This window comes from Mucilaginibacter sp. PAMC 26640 (assembly GCA_001596135.1).
Lineage (GTDB): Bacteria > Bacteroidota > Bacteroidia > Sphingobacteriales > Sphingobacteriaceae > Mucilaginibacter.
In genome coordinates this window covers 1,281,218-1,297,469 of record CP014773.1, presented here as the reverse complement: position 1 = coordinate 1,297,469, position 16,252 = coordinate 1,281,218, and the positions used below count along the sequence as shown (strand labels likewise).

Annotated in this window: 13 protein-coding genes; 4 read left to right on the top strand and 9 right to left on the bottom strand. The window is 43.3% G+C overall.

Features of this window, described 5'->3' with window-relative positions:
- Positions 1–39 precede the first annotated feature (39 nt).
- A complete protein-coding gene (locus A0256_05545; protein AMR30926.1) occupies positions 40–645 on the top strand; it encodes a proline hydroxylase in 606 nt (201 codons plus the stop codon).
- Between the two features lie 42 nt (positions 646–687).
- Here the strand turns inward: A0256_05545 and A0256_05540 are convergent, their stop codons facing one another.
- The 8 genes from A0256_05540 to A0256_05505 all read right to left on the bottom strand — a co-directional run bounded on the left by A0256_05540 (position 688) and on the right by A0256_05505 (position 10,523).
- Complete coding sequence (locus A0256_05540; GenBank protein AMR30925.1) at positions 688–1,359, bottom strand: tellurium resistance protein TerX; 672 nt, start codon at positions 1,357–1,359, stop codon at positions 688–690.
- A 1-nt stretch (position 1,360) separates the two neighbouring features.
- Positions 1,361–1,936 (bottom strand): chemical-damaging agent resistance protein C, encoded by a 576-nt coding sequence (locus A0256_05535; protein AMR30924.1) that lies wholly within the window; start codon positions 1,934–1,936, stop codon positions 1,361–1,363.
- A 356-nt stretch (positions 1,937–2,292) separates the two neighbouring features.
- Positions 2,293–3,531, bottom strand: a complete 1,239-nt coding sequence (locus A0256_05530; GenBank protein ID AMR30923.1) for a serine/threonine protein phosphatase — start codon at positions 3,529–3,531, stop codon at positions 2,293–2,295.
- 78 nt (positions 3,532–3,609) lie between these two features.
- Positions 3,610–4,737: a glycosyl transferase gene (locus A0256_05525; GenBank protein ID AMR30922.1), complete on the bottom strand. Its 1,128-nt coding sequence runs from the start codon at positions 4,735–4,737 to the stop codon at positions 3,610–3,612.
- Positions 4,724–5,695: a hypothetical protein gene (locus A0256_05520; GenBank protein ID AMR30921.1), complete on the bottom strand. Its 972-nt coding sequence runs from the start codon at positions 5,693–5,695 to the stop codon at positions 4,724–4,726. Before A0256_05520 ends, A0256_05525 begins: the two co-directional genes overlap by 14 nt.
- Before the next feature lie 78 nt (positions 5,696–5,773).
- Complete coding sequence (locus A0256_05515) at positions 5,774–6,619, bottom strand: dienelactone hydrolase (protein ID AMR30920.1); 846 nt, start codon at positions 6,617–6,619, stop codon at positions 5,774–5,776.
- A 79-nt stretch (positions 6,620–6,698) separates the two neighbouring features.
- On the bottom strand, positions 6,699–9,599 hold the full coding sequence (locus tag A0256_05510) for a helicase SNF2 (GenBank protein AMR30919.1): 2,901 nt from the start codon (positions 9,597–9,599) through the stop codon (positions 6,699–6,701).
- A 138-nt stretch (positions 9,600–9,737) separates the two neighbouring features.
- Positions 9,738–10,523 carry a diaminopimelate epimerase gene (locus tag A0256_05505; protein AMR30918.1) on the bottom strand — a complete coding sequence of 262 codons (786 nt, stop codon included), beginning with the start codon at positions 10,521–10,523 and terminating at the stop codon, positions 9,738–9,740.
- A gap of 194 nt (positions 10,524–10,717) precedes the next feature.
- Between A0256_05505 and A0256_05500 the strand changes: the two genes are divergently transcribed.
- Positions 10,718–12,253, top strand: a complete 1,536-nt coding sequence (locus tag A0256_05500) for a serine protease (protein ID AMR30917.1) — start codon at positions 10,718–10,720, stop codon at positions 12,251–12,253.
- 85 nt (positions 12,254–12,338) lie between these two features.
- Here A0256_05500 and A0256_05495 read toward each other — a convergent pair whose 3' ends face one another.
- The gene (locus A0256_05495; protein ID AMR30916.1) at positions 12,339–12,908 is read right to left on the bottom strand and encodes a hypothetical protein; all 570 of its coding nucleotides are present in this window, start codon (positions 12,906–12,908) and stop codon (positions 12,339–12,341) included.
- A 68-nt stretch (positions 12,909–12,976) separates the two neighbouring features.
- Here A0256_05495 and A0256_05490 point away from each other — a divergent pair, with 68 nt between their 5' ends.
- Positions 12,977–14,077, top strand: coding sequence for a DNA polymerase IV (locus A0256_05490; GenBank protein AMR34439.1), 1,101 nt, complete (start codon positions 12,977–12,979; stop codon positions 14,075–14,077).
- Positions 14,078–14,797: 720 nt separating this feature from the next.
- Positions 14,798–16,096 (top strand): ammonia channel protein, encoded by a 1,299-nt coding sequence (locus A0256_05485; protein AMR30915.1) that lies wholly within the window; start codon positions 14,798–14,800, stop codon positions 16,094–16,096.
- The last annotated feature ends 156 nt before the right edge of the window (positions 16,097–16,252 follow it).

The window sequence follows — 16,252 nt, the reverse complement described above, 5'->3', positions numbered from 1 at the left end:
TAAGCATACCTTCACCAAAATGCACGATCACGTTTTGTGATGCACCCTTTATTGGAAGAGATCTTTAGCAATTTTATAGATAGTTACCTGGATACGAACGTAGGTATTTCAGAAGATTTTTTAACCGCGGCATTATCCGGGCACCTCAAAAATAACCTTGAAACATTGTTTGCAGGCAAATTACTGCAAGCAGCAGGGACGGGTAATAATACCCTTGTATCACACAACAAACTAATAAGGGGCGACCGTATTTATTGGTTGGACCGCAAGCACAACGATACGTACGAGAATGCCTTTTTCGATTTTATGGACAGTTTTATCGCTTACCTCAATCGCACCTGTTATACGGGTATCACGGGGTATGAATTCCACTACACGCTTTATGAAAAGGGCCGGTATTACAAAAAGCACCTTGATCAGTTTCAAAATAATGGCAAGCGGGCATACTCCATGATCATGTACTTAAATGCAGGCTGGGTTTTGGCAGACGGCGGAGAATTATGCATCCATCACCCGGATCATGAGCAGCGCATTTCGCCCATGAACGGCAAAAGCGTTTTTTTTAAAAGTACCGAGCTGGAGCATGAGGTACTGGTAACCGCTAAAGCGCGGATGAGCATTACCGGCTGGCTTAAGGTTAATTAAAGCAGCCAATAATACGCACCTGCCTTGCCGAACCTGTAGGTGCTACCTGTAGTTTTTAAGTAGCTCTACAAAATTATCGGTAGAGTGAGGTTCACCAATGGCCCGGAAACTCCATGAATTATCTTTTCGGTAGGCTTCCGCAAAAATCATAGAACACATACCGTTATAAGTACTGTTGCCTGATAAGCTGAATTTGGCTATTTCATGACCCATTTTATCCACCGCCCGTATAAAAGCATTTTCTACTAACCCAAAGTGCTGGTACTTTGCCTTGCCCTGATAAATGGCCACTAAAAAAACTATCCGCTGGTATTTTTGGTCAAGGTCGTTTAATTTAACAATGATCTGCTCATCGTCGCCATCGCCTGCACCCGTCCGGTTATCGCCGGTAAGCCAGATGTGACCGGACGGATGATGCATAGCGTTGAAGAAGACGATATCGCCCCCGTAAAACCTGACGCTGGTGCCGTTAGGCTTTTCAATTGTTCTGCCGGGATTTGCCACCTTTCCATTGCTATCCAGCAAAAAAGCGATAGCGTCCAGGTCGTACTCTTCCTCTTCTTTGTCATTACCAAACAATTTGCTGAAAAAGCCCGTTTCTTTTTTCCGGACATCCCAGCCCAGGCCAATTGTTACGGCAGATAGGTTGTAATCAGCGCCTTTTTCATTTTTACGCAGATCGATGGTCTGCCCTTTGATTAGGTTAATTGCCATTTTATTTAATGATTTGCCCTTTGAAATATTTACTGAGGAAGAAAGCAAGATCTTCCCTGTAACCGATGCCCGATGCTTCGAACTTCCAATTGCCATCCCTTTTATAAAGGCGTCCGAATTCAATACCGGTCTCTATCGAAAAATCTTCGTCCAGTTCATACTTTGCTATCTCTGCGCCGTTGGCTTCATCAACAATGCGGATATAAGCCTCTCTAACCTGCCCGTAATTCTGCCGCCTTTGTGCAGCTTCGTGAATAGTTACCACAAACAGTATTTCGTTGATGCGCGGGTCCACCTTATCCAGGTCTACATTAATTACTTCGTCATCTCCGCCATCACTGTTGCCCCCGGTTGGATCATCGCCCGAGTGGTGAAGCGACCCTTCGGGCGAATCGGTATTGCCATAAAAAATGAAAAATTCTTCTGATGGGATCAGCCGGTCGGTGCCGATCATGATAGCCGATGCGTCAAGGTCGAAATCGTAACCGGTTCCCTCGTTTGGATTCCAGCCAAGGCCGACGCTTATTTTCGAAAGGCCAATATTTATGCGTTGCCCTTTCCTTAAATTAATAGCCATGATATATTATTATTGTTATTGTGAAAATACAATGCGGAAGATCTTAGATGATCTTTTTTTGGATTGATGCTGCCACCAATTGTTACTAAAATTGATGTAGTAAACGGAAGAAAACTACCTTGTTTTATTACCGTAAAAGACATTTTTTACCTAACCGTATGGGCTGGCGCTTTTTGGTAGCGGAAGTCGCGGCGCGCAAATATACAGTGCTAATATTAGTAAATCAAAGCATTGGATATGCAAATTACTACATCAATTATACACAGATACAAGGATGGGTTTTAAGCGAACATGCAGCATTGCAAGCCGCATCAAGAAAATTAAGATAAACTGTTGATAAGGAATTGTTATACCGTTTAAGAGATCTTCACGGTAAGCAGTGTAATATCGTCAATTGGCTTACCCTTTATAACTACATTAATGTGCTCCATCATGGCCTCGTTAAATTTATCGGGAGATAGTTCGCCGTTGGAGATGACAAATTCTAACAATTTTTCCTCGCTCCAGGCTTTAAAGTTTTGCAACTCGTGGTCCATCAGGCCATCTGTATAATTAAAAAACAGGCTGTTTGGCTCGATATCAATTTCACCTTCATTTAAAAAAGGCAATTCATCAAAGGCACCTATCATAGTGGTGCCTAACCTTAATGGGAACGCTTCTCCATTGCAGTATAAGATAGTAGCGTTGTGCCCGGCATTGATATAATTAAGCTTACGTGTTTTTTGGTTAAATCGCGCAAGGAACAAGGTAATAAAACGCTCGCCTTTTGTATTGTTGATCACAATCTTGTTAAGGCGCTCTACAATGTTGGTTAAGTCATCCTCTATTGCGGCCAAGCCTTGCAGGCTTGCCTGGAAATTGGCCATTAGCAGCGCCGCCGAAATTCCTTTGCCCGATACATCTGCTATACACCACAGAAACTCGTTTTCATTAAGCCTGAAAAAATCAAAATAGTCGCCGCCGATGTTTTGATGGGGCAGGTACTTGGCACCAACTTCAACGCCATCTTCTTTAAAAACCCGCACAGGAATCAACATATTCTGTACTTCTACAGCCAATTCCATTTCACGCTGAAACCGTTCGGCCTGCAAGCGCTCGCGGAACAGTTTTTTATTCTCAAGTGCTACAACAATAACATTGATCAATGTTTGAATAAACGTTAAATCGTTACTCAGCATTTCGCCGCTGGTATCAAACTCCCCTATCAGCGCATAGGCCAAAGCTTTATTTTTATGGTAGATAGGGATAAAATATTCATACCGGCTAATGATGGGGTGTGGATGACCGGCAAGAGCCGTTGGTGATTTGATCTTGCTCAGGGGCTCCCAGGTGTTGTTCAGTACCGAGGGGGATTCTATCACCCCGCCGTATTTGGAGATGCAGGTGTAAACTTTGTCTTTAGCTATCAGGAAGCGAAATTTGCCTATTTGCAAGTAGCTTTGCAAAATTACTTCCAGCATCTGGATCAATACATTGGTGGCCGTATTTTTATTAATAGCACGGGTAATCTCCAATAATGAATTTAACTCGGATTGCCGTTTCAGCAGTAATCTGATCAGTTCTTCTTCGCCGGAACTATCTTGTTTATTTTGCATTATGTTAATAGACAGCCTAAAATAATCAATAATTCCTGGTAATAAGGATTTGTTTGCTATTTATAGCTAATACGAATGTTATCGTACCACCCGCCCTTTCCACGAATATTTTCGCGTGTTACCGATCAGTCCTACATAAACAAAGTAAATAATATGGATTGGCGAGAGGATAATCAGCAAACCTACCAAACCGGTACGCTTAAAAAAGGACATGATAGGCAGCAAAAAGGCTAATTCAAATACATACTTTAAAACAAACTGCACCAGAAACAGTCTGAAAAAAAACAAGTCGTAAAAGCTTAATGCGGCATTAACCAACAGGGATAAATTAAACAACCAAATACATACGGCCAGCGCTACCACCCATTTATCCTTATACCGGGTAGATTTGGATGCCCATCTGCGGCGTTGCTGTAAAAACTCCTGCAAGGTATGCTTGGCGTGCGTATAAACTACCGCTTCGCTATTTTTGAGGAAACCAATCCTGTCGGCATATTTTACAGCTACTTTTTGTAACAGCAACTCATCATCGCCCGATGCGAGGTCATCGATTCCTTTAAAACCACCTACTTCATAAAAGATATCCTTGCGATATGCCAGATTAGCCCCGTTACAAGTTGATGCCCGCCCGTTGCCAATAAATGCTGCACCAATTCCTATCAGGTATGAAAACTCTAATGTTTGCAACCGTTCAAAAAGGCTGCGTTCCTCAAAGTAGGTTACCGGCGAGGAGATCATTACCGGGTGATGTGTTTCATAATAAGCCACAACAGACGAGAGCCATTTTGTACCCATACGGCAGTCTGCGTCTGTAGCTACCATTAATTCTCCGGTAGAGAGGGCAATGGCTTCGGCGATAGCTTTCTTTTTATAGGAGTTGAGGGGTTTATCGGCTTGTAACTGCATGAGCTTTATACCATCAGCTGCGTAGCTGCGGATGATATCTGCAGTGTTATCGGAAGAGTGATCGTCAACGATGATCACCTCTACCAAATGCCTTGGATAATCCTGGGCTATAATATCTTCTATCGTATAACGAATCCGCTGCTCTTCATCACGCGCAGCTATCAGGATAGTTACTTTGGTAGTATGCGGAGCGCCATCAGTGGTGGGCCGTCTTAGAGCAGCCCAGCCCTTTATCAGATAGACGAGCACCAGCAAATAAAGGCTGGTTAAAAACAGGGAAATAACGCTATGTACGATCAAAGAATTTGAGTTTAAGAACAAAAACAGAACCTATTATGGCCGGAATGATTAAATTAATAAGCCAGATTGCCGATACCGCTGCAATAATAGCTATTTGCTGATGGGTAATATAAAAAAACAGGTGCGCTGCTGTAAAGCTTCGTACGCCAATATCCAGCAGATCTAATGATGGCAGGGCCGACTGGATGAAAATAAACACCAGCAGTGTAAGCATCATCGGTAAAAACTGTAGCGTTGGTAGCAACAGGTGGATCACCAGATAATATTGAAAGGAAAAGACGCAAAAGCGCGCAATGCTGTAGCCTATAACAATCGTAAGCTCACGGTAATTATACCGCGCCATGATATCAAAAAAGCGGTGATATTTTTTCAGGAATCGAACTTTATCTAAAAGCTGAACCATCCATTTTATATTGAAGTAAAATAGGGTCAGCAAGCCCAAAAACACTATCGCCAATACAACTATGCCGATAAACAACCAGGAGTTAATGGGTAAAAAACGCCAGATAAACCATAGGGTAGCCAATACCCCGGTAATGTTGGTTACTACGTTTTGCGCCAAAGCGCCAACCGCCATTGCAAATACCCCGTGGATGCGTTTCCTGCCAGGCAAAAACATCACCCGGCCGCCAAATTCGCCAATGCGGTTGGGCGTAAAAATAGCCCAGGTAAGCCCGCAAAATACGGCCTCAACAGCTTCCCATACCGAAATATTGACAAGTCTTTTTGAGAGATACTGCCATTTTAGGCTTTCTAACAGCCAGTTTACAAACATCAGCAGTACTACAGAAACAAGGGTGATGACTACCCCGCGCCGGCTGATGTGAGCTAATTGGGTTATAAACTGATGCAAATCATTGTTTTTGCCTAAAAATTTGTGGTATATAAAAGCAAAAGCGAGGCAAAGAATAACCGCTTTGAGCAGGTAAGAAAGAATTTTTTTGGCGGAGGCTGTCAACAACTAAAATTTGTACAAGATTACATAATATTAAAGGCAAGCTATTAGCTTGCCATTAATATTATTTTAACAGGCGGATTATTTTAAGCGCGCCTTTAAAAAAGCGGTAGTAAATGTATATGCATCTTTTGTAGCCTTACTATCGTAGGCAGGGTTGCTGGGGTTGGCAAACCCATGGTCTGCATCGTATTGGTGCAGGTAAAGTTTCTTACCGGCAGCTTTCATATCGGTTGCAAATTTGCCCACAACTTTGGTGTTTATCCATTGATCTTTATTTGCAAAATTGCCTAAAACATCGGTATGGAGGGTTTTTAATTTAGCTATGTCTTGTTCCGGCATGCCATAGTACATTACGCAAGCCACAGCTTGTTTACCCGCCAGTAAACTTGCCTGCAAACTCCATCCGCCGCCAAAGCACCAGCCTACGGTTGCTATACGTGCTTTTGCACCCGCGTAGGTAATTGCCCCTTTAATGATGGCTTGTGCCCGGGTTTCTACTACGGCCTGCATGTATTTACCAGCATCATCCTTATTGTCGGCAACTTTACCATCATAAAGGTCTAATGCAATTACATTTACATTTCCAATATCGTTGTATAAACGTTCTGCTTCTCGTTTTACATAATCATTTAACCCGTACCACTCGTGTATTACTAACAGATAATTGTTGGTAGGCTTTTTAGCCTTTAATTCCCAACCCGTTGACGTTTTGCCATCTGCTGTTTTATAGGAAACAGTTTTGCCAATACTACTCTGAAAATGAAAAGCCAGCGGGTTTTTGTGCGATGCTTTAAATTTCTCATCAGATGCCAGCATGGCAAACCGTTGGGTAGCAGTTGGATTACTGCAGCAAACCACCCTGCGCTGAGCAAATGTGGTAATAGTGCTGATGGTAAGTAATGTGAGGAGTAGGATTTTTTTCATGATGAATCTTTTTATTTAGCTATACGAAAATTATGTTGTTTTGTTTTGTGGCCAGCTGAGCGTTGTACGGACTTCATGGCTACCCTAATATTTCCTTAATATCATCAGCTGAAAGTGACTTGATAAAGCTCTCTTCTGTGGTGATCAAAGAACGCGCTACGCTCAGTTTACGCTGCTGAAGCGCCAGGATCTTTTCTTCTACTGTATCTTTTGTAATGAATTTGTAGATGAACACGTTTTTAGTTTGGCCGATACGGTGCGTGCGGTCTATCGCCTGTTGTTCTACCGCCGGGTTCCACCATGGGTCTAAAATGAAAACGTAATCAGCCTCGGTTAAGTTCAAACCAACACCACCGGCTTTGATCGAGATCAGGAACACCCGTGTTTTAACATCTTCCTGGAACTGCTTTACTACATCGCCACGGTTTTGCGTGCTGCCATCCAGGTAAACATACGGAATGTGTTCCCTATCAAAATGCTCCCGGTAAATCGTTAACTGCTTTACAAACTGAGAAAAGATCAAAACTTTATGCCCGCCATCCAGCACGTTGGCCAACGTGTGTACTACGTTTTCAAACTTACCCGAATCCCCTTCGTAATCTTTATCGATCATCAGCGGGTGATTGGCAATCTGCCGCAATTTAATCAGCCCCTGCAACACCTGGATCTGCGTTTTTGCATAACTACCATCCTCAATGCTTCTAAGTAATTCGTTTCGGTATTCAGATTTTACCTTGTCATAAACCTCAGCCTGCTCTTCGCTCATCTGGCAATAAAAAAGGTTCTCTGTTTTTGGTGGCAGCTCGGTGGCAACCTGTTCCTTGGTACGGCGTAACACAAAAGGCTTAATGATGGCCTGCAGTTTGCGGGCCTTTTCTTCATCTTTCTTTTTTTCTATGGGTGTTACAAATTCGTTCTGGAAATAGATTTGTGCGCCAAGCAGCCCCGGGTTGATGAACGACATCTGTGTCCACAAATCGTTAACCGAATTCTCTACCGGCGTGCCGCTCAGTATCAGCTTAAACCGCGATTTTAGCTGCCTGACAGATTGAAACGACTTTGACGACGGGTTTTTAATGTTCTGGCTCTCATCCAGTATCACGTAATCAAAGTAGTAAGCCTTAAACATTTCTATATCTATCCGGCTGATTCCGTAGGTAGTGATCACCACATCGTAATTGGCAAATACCTCAGCAGATTTATAGCGAAAGGCTCCGGTGTGTACCATCAGCCGCAATTGCGGTGCAAACTTATGCGCTTCGTTGAGCCAGTTATAGATTAGCGATGTCGGCATGATCACAAGTGAAGTGCTCTTGCTTCCCGAAGCTTCAGTATCCTCTTTGTGCTTTTGCAGCAGTGCCAGGGTTTGAATGGTTTTACCCAAGCCCATATCATCTGCCAGGCAGCCGCCAAAGTGGTATTCTTTCAAAAAATGAAACCAGTTATACCCTGCCTTTTGGTAAGGGCGCAAGCTGCCAGCAAAGTTTACCGGCATCGGCACATCTTCGGTTTCTTCATAATTGGTAAGCTTTTGTAGTTTACGGTTCATGGCGGTTTCGGCCATTTCACCATCGGTTAGCTCGCCAACCAGGCCAATGTGGTGCCTGCGAAGTCTCAAGCCGTCGCCCCCTTCGCTAAAATGCAGCAGGTTACCGTATTGCGAAAACCATTGCTCCGGGATAACGGCTATCTCTCCCGAGGGCAGTATAAATTCTTTTTTATGGTTGAGAATATGGTTCTTTAACTGGATAAAGGGAATGCGGTACGGGCCGAAATACACCACCGCGTTGATATCGAACCAATCGTTATTTTCACTTATCTCCAGATCAATCTTAGTGGTGCCAAATACGTACCGCTTTTGCCCGTCGGGCTGCTCCAGTTCAAAGCCTTTTTCTATCAGCTCGTCATGGTGCTGGTTAAGCCATTCAAAAACGGGGAAAGATTTATCAGTATCATCATCCGCAGTGGCCACCTCTAAATTCTGAAACAGCGATGAGGTGATTTGCAAACCCATCGCTTCCAATTGCTGTAGTTTGCCCTTCTCCCAGGTAACCGAACGTCTAATGCGATGGAAAAGGTAATCATCTCCTGTTTTTTCCATCCGGACAGATACATTTCTGCCATCTCCGTAAGGAAAAATATACCCGGCATATTTAAAATAAAGCTGTAACTGAGACGTGCCGCCTTCTACATAAATAGGTTTCAAAAAAGGTGTAGCATCGTACTTTTCGGTATTTATGACAAACCCTTCAGCATAAACGTTGTGTTTTTCAATAAGCGGGGCAACAAATTTTTCAAAATAAGATTGCTCGGATGATTTTGGTATCGATATAAACCGCTTATTTAAAAAAGGCTGTAATTTTTTGCCTTCAATCTCTTTATCAAAGTAATATAGGGTATCATCCAGCAGCATCCATGCGGGGTGGTTGCAAATGATCTCGGCATCTTTAAACATGAACTCGATCCGCATGCCCTGATATTTGATGGTAGGGAAATAACGGATCTCCTCCTCATTGCGGCGAAAGTGAAACAATACAGAAGCGGGTTCTGCTGCTATATGCACTTTGCGCCCGGCCGGATAACCTTCTTTACTCATCAGGTAAAGCTGCTTGTTGCCGCTACCTAACAGGCCAAGTGCCTCTACAATCTTCTTTTCTATTTTTGGGCGTATGGTATCAAAAAGCTGGTCGTTGAAAATCTTGGCGAAATACTCAAAAGGACGGATCGGTTTCTTGTAGAATTTTTTGATAACGTTGCCCTGTTCCATGTCCTCCAGGATCTTGATGAGCTTACGGTCGGTATCATCTATGCAATGAACAAATTCTACCGCAGTATTGCTAAAAAGGCGCTGGTGCGTAAAGGAAAATTCTCCGTTCGGGTTGAGCTGAACGATGTGCGGCTCAATAACATACGACAGGTAATCGTGCCGGGCAATGGCATAAATAATTTGGCACGGTTTGCTGCTGTCTACGCGTAACATCAATTTCTCAGGTAAAAAATTAATGAAAGCTACATCAGCAAAAAATTCAAACGTAAACTAAAAAGTTGATATGCGAAAATTTTTGAAGATGATTTTTCAATCAAGCCCATTGCAGAAGCTAACGCTAATTTAATTGCCTCATATCACTATCTCACCTTCAAACACCAATTCCGCAGGCCCTTCCAGGAAGATGTTGCTAAACGTTTCGCCATCGTGATCAAAGCGGATATTTAAATCGCCGCCTAAAACTTTAATCGGCGTGCTAATGGTGCCGAATTGACTGTTATGCTTAGCCATTGCCAGTGCAACTGCTGTAACACCCGTGCCGCAGGCATAAGTTTCGTTTTCTACGCCGCGTTCAAAGGTGCGCACAAAATATCCCTCCCCGTTTTTTTCGGTGAAGTTTACATTAATGCCGTTAGCCTTATAGGTTGCATTGTTACGGATCGCATAACCTTCGTTATAAACATCTTTTATCTCCAGATCGCTGGCCAGTTTAACATAGTGTGGTGAGCCCGTATTCAATACGTAGGCATCCCCATCTTTAGTGATCTCGGCAACATCTATCATTTGCAGACTCACCCAATTGCCATTTTCTGAAATTTTGGCATAGTGGGGGCCATCTGTAGCCAGAAAGTTTGTCGTGTCGGCTATAATGCCCAGGTGTTTGGCAAAAGCCACTATGCAGCGGCCGCCGTTGCCGCACATACTGCCTTCATTGCCATCGGCATTATAGTATACCATTTTAAAATCGTACCCCTCCAGGTTTTCCAGCAGCATCAGGCCATCGCCGCCAATGCCAAAACGCCTGTCGCACAGGCGTGCAACTGCCTCTTTAGCAGGCGTATTTAAAATTTCTTCCCGATTGTCTATCAAAACGAAGTCGTTGCCCGCGCCCTGGTATTTATAAAATTTTATATTCACAATGATTGAGTGTATTAGGCCCGTAATTTGATAAGACTAACAGATCGTAACAAAAGTTTTGGTCCGTTAGCATTCATTTAACAATTTTTAACAAAATTGCATATAACTTATCATTGTTTATGTCGTCTATATGGTATTAAATTTGAATACAGAACATCACAACCATAATTGTAAAAAAGAAAGTGAATAGAAATATGAAAAAGTTTGGTTTAACATTATTGACCGCCTTTACTGGTGGCGCTTTGGCGTTGGGCGTTTACAAGTTTGCAGAAAACAAGTATGACCAGGGCATGAGTTTCGAAGACAAACAAAAAGTTTATTTTGCCAGCAATCGTTCGGCGGCACCCATGGTATCATCTGCCGGGGCAGCTGATTTTACACAGGCTGCAGCCGAGGTAACCCCAGCGGTGGTTTACATCCGCACTACCTACTCCTCAAAAAGCGAGGGTAACCAGGACCAGTTTGAGCAAATGTTCGGGCAGATGTTCGGTCAGCGCATGCGCCCGCAGGGGCCGCAAATGGCATCAGGCTCTGGTGTTATCATCTCGCCCGACGGGTTCATTGTAACCAATAACCACGTAGTCGCAAAGGCAGAGAAAATTACGATTGTTACGAACGATCACCGTCAGTTTGAGGCTAAAGTGATCGGTACCGATCCAAATACAGATTTAGCGTTGATCAAGATCAACGCCACTAATCTGCCTATAGTAAAGTTAGGCAATTCCGACGCGGTACGCGTAGGCGAGTGGGTTTTGGCAGTGGGCAACCCTTTTAAATTAACTTCAACCGTTACTGCGGGTATTGTTAGTGCAAAAGGCCGCAGCATCAACATCATTGGTAAAGATGATGATGATGACCAGCAGAATCCTTTTGGGCCGGTAAAAGAGCAAACGCCTACTTTAAGAAAAGGCATCGAATCTTTCATCCAGACAGATGCAGCAATTAATCCTGGAAACAGCGGTGGTGCATTGGTAAACACAGCCGGTGAACTCATCGGTATCAATGCCGCTATAGCATCTCATACCGGTTCTTATGAAGGCTACGGCTTCGCTATTCCTGTGAACTTAGCTAAGAAGGTGCTGAACGACATCAAAAAATTCGGATCGGTTAAACGTGGTTACATCGGCATCAGCTTTGCTGACCTAAGCGACCCGGAAGCCGCACAAGGCTTAAAAACCGACAAGACTAACGGCTTATATGTAAATAGCCTGGTAGCAGGCGGCGGTGCAGAGAAAGCCGGCATTCAGCCTGGTGACATTATCACTAAAGTGGAAGGTAATCCCGTTTTTGAATCATCCGATTTGCAGGAGCGCGTGGCCAGATTGCAACCAGGTGATAAGATCAACATTACCGTTTTACGTAGCGGCAGCGAAAAGAATTTTGATGTGACCCTTAAAGCAGAAGCCCCGGTTGCCAAAACAGCTGCAATATCTAAATCAGCGTCTGAATTATTTAACAAGATGGGCGCGAGTTTCCAGCCGATAAGCCAGGCACTAAAAGCCAAGTTCCACGTAACTTCTGGCGTGGTAGTAACACAAGTTCGCCCGGGTGGTATATTTGATGATACCGAAATTCCAGTCGGCTCTGTAATTACATCGATCAATAAGCAGTCGATAGGCAGTGTAGAAGATATGGACAGGGTAATCACCAACTTAAAGAATGGCCGGTTGATTATCAGCGGTTATTATCCAAACGGTGGCAGTTTCAGCAACGTTTTCGAAGTACAATAATTTAGTATAAGTAGTTATCTTAAAAACCCGGCCAAAAGCCGGGTTTTTTGTTTGGGAGAGTTGCATCGGCCTGGTTGGCAGCAGATTAAATAAACTCTGCAATAAATACAAAAGGTTCATCGAACCATAGTGTGTAAAAACCATCGTGCTGCGTTAAAAACCGGGCATTACTGTTTACCGCAAGCCCTTCGGTAATAAGGTTTGTTGCGGAACTGAGCAAGAAGATGTCCTCACCGGCAGGTTTCCATTTACTAAAGCCCGATTTTACAGGGAAGATCTTTTGATCTTTACAGAATATAACTAGGTTGATTTTATCGGCATATGCCAGTAACTCATCTAAAATAATCTCAGCGGTTACTACGTTTACAGAAGTGTAGCCTGCATTAATGAGGTGATGCATGGCTGCATTGGTAGCGCTGATGACACCTGTTGGGATGAGTTTGATATCGGATTGTAATCCTTGGTTAAGCTCGTTGGTAATAATGAAATCAACCTTTATACCAAAAGCGCTTATTTGCTCAGCAGTTATGGGTGTAGTGATCACCGTAGGGCTCCACTCCAATAACTGGCCCAATAGTTCATCGTCGAAGCCGTCAATATTAAGCAGCAACAAAGCAGGTTCTTGTTTTTCGCGAACGATGTGGTGAGATGACATTTTATTAAACGATACTTTTAGCAAAGATAATTTAAATAAATAGCTTAATATTTGTTAGGGTATTTGTGGTGGAAGAAAAAGAGGTACAACCAAGGCGGAAAATAATTCATATTGATATGGATGCGTTTTACGCGTCGGTAGAGCAGCGCGATTTCCCCGAATACCGGGGCAAGGCGCTTGTTGTAGGCGGCTTGCCCGAGGGCAGGGGCGGCGTTGTTGCCACCGCCAGTTATGAGGCGCGCAAATTTGGCATTCGCTCCGCCATGTCATCCAAACAGGCTTTACAGCTTTGCCCGCATGCCATTTTTGTACGGCCCCGGTTTGCTGCTTATAAGGAGGTTTCGCAACATATCCGCGAGATCTTTAGCCGCTATACCGATTTGATAGAGCCACTGTCGCTGGATGAGGCTTACCTGGATGTTACTGAAGACAAACTCGGCATTGGCTCAGCCATAGACATCGCAAAGCAAATTAAACAAGCTATTAAGGATGAGTTGAACCTAACGGCATCAGCGGGCGTATCCATCAACAAATTTGTAGCAAAAATTGCATCAGACTTAAAGAAGCCCGACGGACTAACTTTTATCGGCCCATCAACCATAGAGAATTTTATTGGTAACCTGGCAGTAGACAAATTTCATGGTGTGGGTAAGGTTACTGCCGCCAAAATGAAGAAGCTGGGTTTATTTACCGGCTACGACTTAAAGCTACTGACAGAGGAGCAATTGCGGCAGCACTTTGGTAAAGCCGGTTCGTTTTATTACCGCATTGTGAGGGGGATAGATGAACGGGCAGTGCAGCCCCATCGCGAAACTAAATCGATGGGTGCCGAAGATACCTTCGCCTATGACCTCACATCGGTTGAAGAGATGGATGAAGAACTGGAAAAGATTGCTAAAACAGTTCATGAGCGCTTGTTAAAATATCAACTCCTGGGCCGTACCGTCACCCTCAAAATAAAATACAGCGATTTTCGCCAGATAACGCGGAGCCAATCTCTTCCCGAAAGAGTCAATGATCTCCAGACGATATTGAATACCGCAAAAAGTCTTCTTTTGAGCACCGATACGGATGATAGCCGCATTAGGCTATTAGGTATTACCGTATCAAACTTTAATGCAGTTGAAATCACGGTCAAAGGCGAGTCGTCTCAGCTTTCCCTGTTTTAGTTTCAACGATCTGCTGTATTTAAATTATTGTCGTTTAAATGATCTTTCCGCCAATTCATTACGTGTAACGTTATACTATTCCGTTAAATTTTTATCAAGATTGATATTTTAGCAGAAAAAATGTATAATAATATCACGTTTATAAATCAAATTTTGCAATATTGATTTATAAATTCTATTTTTAGCTTATGTCGCTAAGGAAATTTAGAAATATTTTCGCTTCTTTCTTGTTAATCGAGGCGCTTTTTCTATTATCTGTTCCCTGTTTTGAGCAAAGAGAGAATTATTCGGTTAATTCAATCACAAATTATAGGCTAAATCAGGAAAAGAGGCATGTTAGTGCTGCTTTCTATTTAAAAAATAGATCCAGGACTTTTCAAAATCAAAGAACTCGCTCCTTTTTCTTCATGAAGGAAGCTTTCGTAATTTTTAACTCAGGTTTTTCTTACCTGCAGAGTGATTTCCATCGGTATGATTTAAATGTTTTGCGTTTAACTAAACTGATGTTGTTTCCATACCATTCCTTTTGGTAAAACACAGGCTGTTCTCGCTTAATTCATGATCTGTCTAATTTAAACTATCACCGGTTTTGTAATGCAGATTGATAATTTGATGATTTACGCGAAGCCGACTGACAAGCTTTCGGTACAGCCCATTGCAAAACTCCAATCCATCCTACGCAACTGACTGTTTATTTAAAATAACTTATTACAACTCACAATGAAAAAAATTGTACCATTTGGCATACTTATAATCGTAGTAATCCTGGCGTTTATGTTTCCCGGCAATTCAACGGCCGCCAAGCCGGGCGTTATAGATAAAGCCGACACAGCCTGGCTGTTGATATCAACTGCACTAGTACTTTTGATGACCCCCGGCCTGGCCTTCTTTTATGGCGGGATGGTTCAAAAGAAAAACGTAATCTCAACCATGCTGCAAAGTTTTGTTTGTATGGGTCTGATCACGATCATATGGGTAGTATTTGGTTTCAGCATGGCCTTTGGCGAAGATGTTGGCGGCTATGGAATTATTGGTAACCCGAAAACCTTCTTCATGATGCAGAACACTTTGGGTGTATCCTGGGGAACCATCCCTGTAGTACTTTTTGCAATGTTCCAATTGAAATTCGCAGTTATTACCCCTGCGCTAATTACCGGAGCATTTGCAGAGCGCATCCGTTTCAATTCATACCTCATCTTCATCACCCTGTTTATCGTAATCATTTACATGCCGCTTGCGCACGCAACCTGGCACCCGGAAGGTTACTTCTTTAAAATGGGCGTTTTGGATTTTGCAGGAGGTACTGTGGTACACATGAGCGCAGGATGGGCTGCTTTAGCGTCTGCCTTATATCTTAAAAAGCGTAATGAAATACCGGCGGCTCACACACCTGCCCGTATCAGCTACGTAATATTGGGTACCGGTTTGCTTTGGTTTGGTTGGTTTGGTTTCAATGCAGGTTCTGCATTAGGCGCTAATGAGCTGGCTGCAACGGCATTAGCCACCACTACAACAGCATCTGCAGCTGCAGCCATGTCATGGGTGTTTTTTGATATTTTGAGAGGTAAGAAACCATCTGCAATGGGTGCTTGTATTGGCGCTGTGGTTGGCTTGGTAGCAGTTACACCTGCTGCCGGCTTTATCACCGTTTCAAGTTCGCTGATCGTTGGTATAGTGGCCGCAGTGGTAAGTAATTTAGTAGTTATATGGCGTTCCAGAACAAACATCGATGATACATTGGATGTGTTCCCTTGCCATGGTGTTGGAGGTATGATGGGTATGCTGCTTACCGGCGTATTCGCTACAAAGAGTGTTAACAGCGCAGGTGCAGATGGCCTCATTTATGGCGATACTGCTTTGTTTGTTAAACACCTTATTGCATTGGTTGCTGTTTCCGCATTTGCTTTCTTCGGGTCGCTCCTTCTATTGAAGGTAACAGATATGATAAGCAAGTTGCGTGTGTCTGAAGCCGACGAAATGGCTGGTCTGGATATGAGCCAGCACGACGAAGAGCTATAAAAATACATTGAACATGTTTATAAAAAGGGAGTGCTTAGGCGCTCCTTTTTTTATTTGCGGTGTAAATGTCGACAAACAGAACACCGTGGATATTTTGACACCCGGGCCGTTGCGAAGAACGAGGTCACATATGGCATGTGCTCTTTTTTCTGCGCA

Bases quoted from the DNA above. Each gene is read 5' to 3' on its own strand.
- A0256_05515 (AMR30920.1), bottom strand. From the start codon at position 6,619: ATGAAAAAAATCCTACTCCTCACATTACTTACCATCAGCACTATTACC.
- A0256_05510 (AMR30919.1), bottom strand. From the start codon at position 9,599: ATGTTACGCGTAGACAGCAGCAAACCGTGCCAAATTATTTATGCCATT.
- A0256_05545 (AMR30926.1), top strand. From the start codon at position 40: ATGCACCCTTTATTGGAAGAGATCTTTAGCAATTTTATAGATAGTTAC.
- A0256_05535 (AMR30924.1), bottom strand. From the start codon at position 1,936: ATGGCTATTAATTTAAGGAAAGGGCAACGCATAAATATTGGCCTTTCG.
- A0256_05500 (AMR30917.1), top strand. From the start codon at position 10,718: ATGAAAAAGTTTGGTTTAACATTATTGACCGCCTTTACTGGTGGCGCT.
- A0256_05485 (AMR30915.1), top strand. From the start codon at position 14,798: ATGAAAAAAATTGTACCATTTGGCATACTTATAATCGTAGTAATCCTG.
- A0256_05540 (AMR30925.1), bottom strand. From the start codon at position 1,359: ATGGCAATTAACCTAATCAAAGGGCAGACCATCGATCTGCGTAAAAAT.
- A0256_05495 (AMR30916.1), bottom strand. From the start codon at position 12,908: ATGTCATCTCACCACATCGTTCGCGAAAAACAAGAACCTGCTTTGTTG.
- A0256_05530 (AMR30923.1), bottom strand. From the start codon at position 3,531: ATGCAAAATAAACAAGATAGTTCCGGCGAAGAAGAACTGATCAGATTA.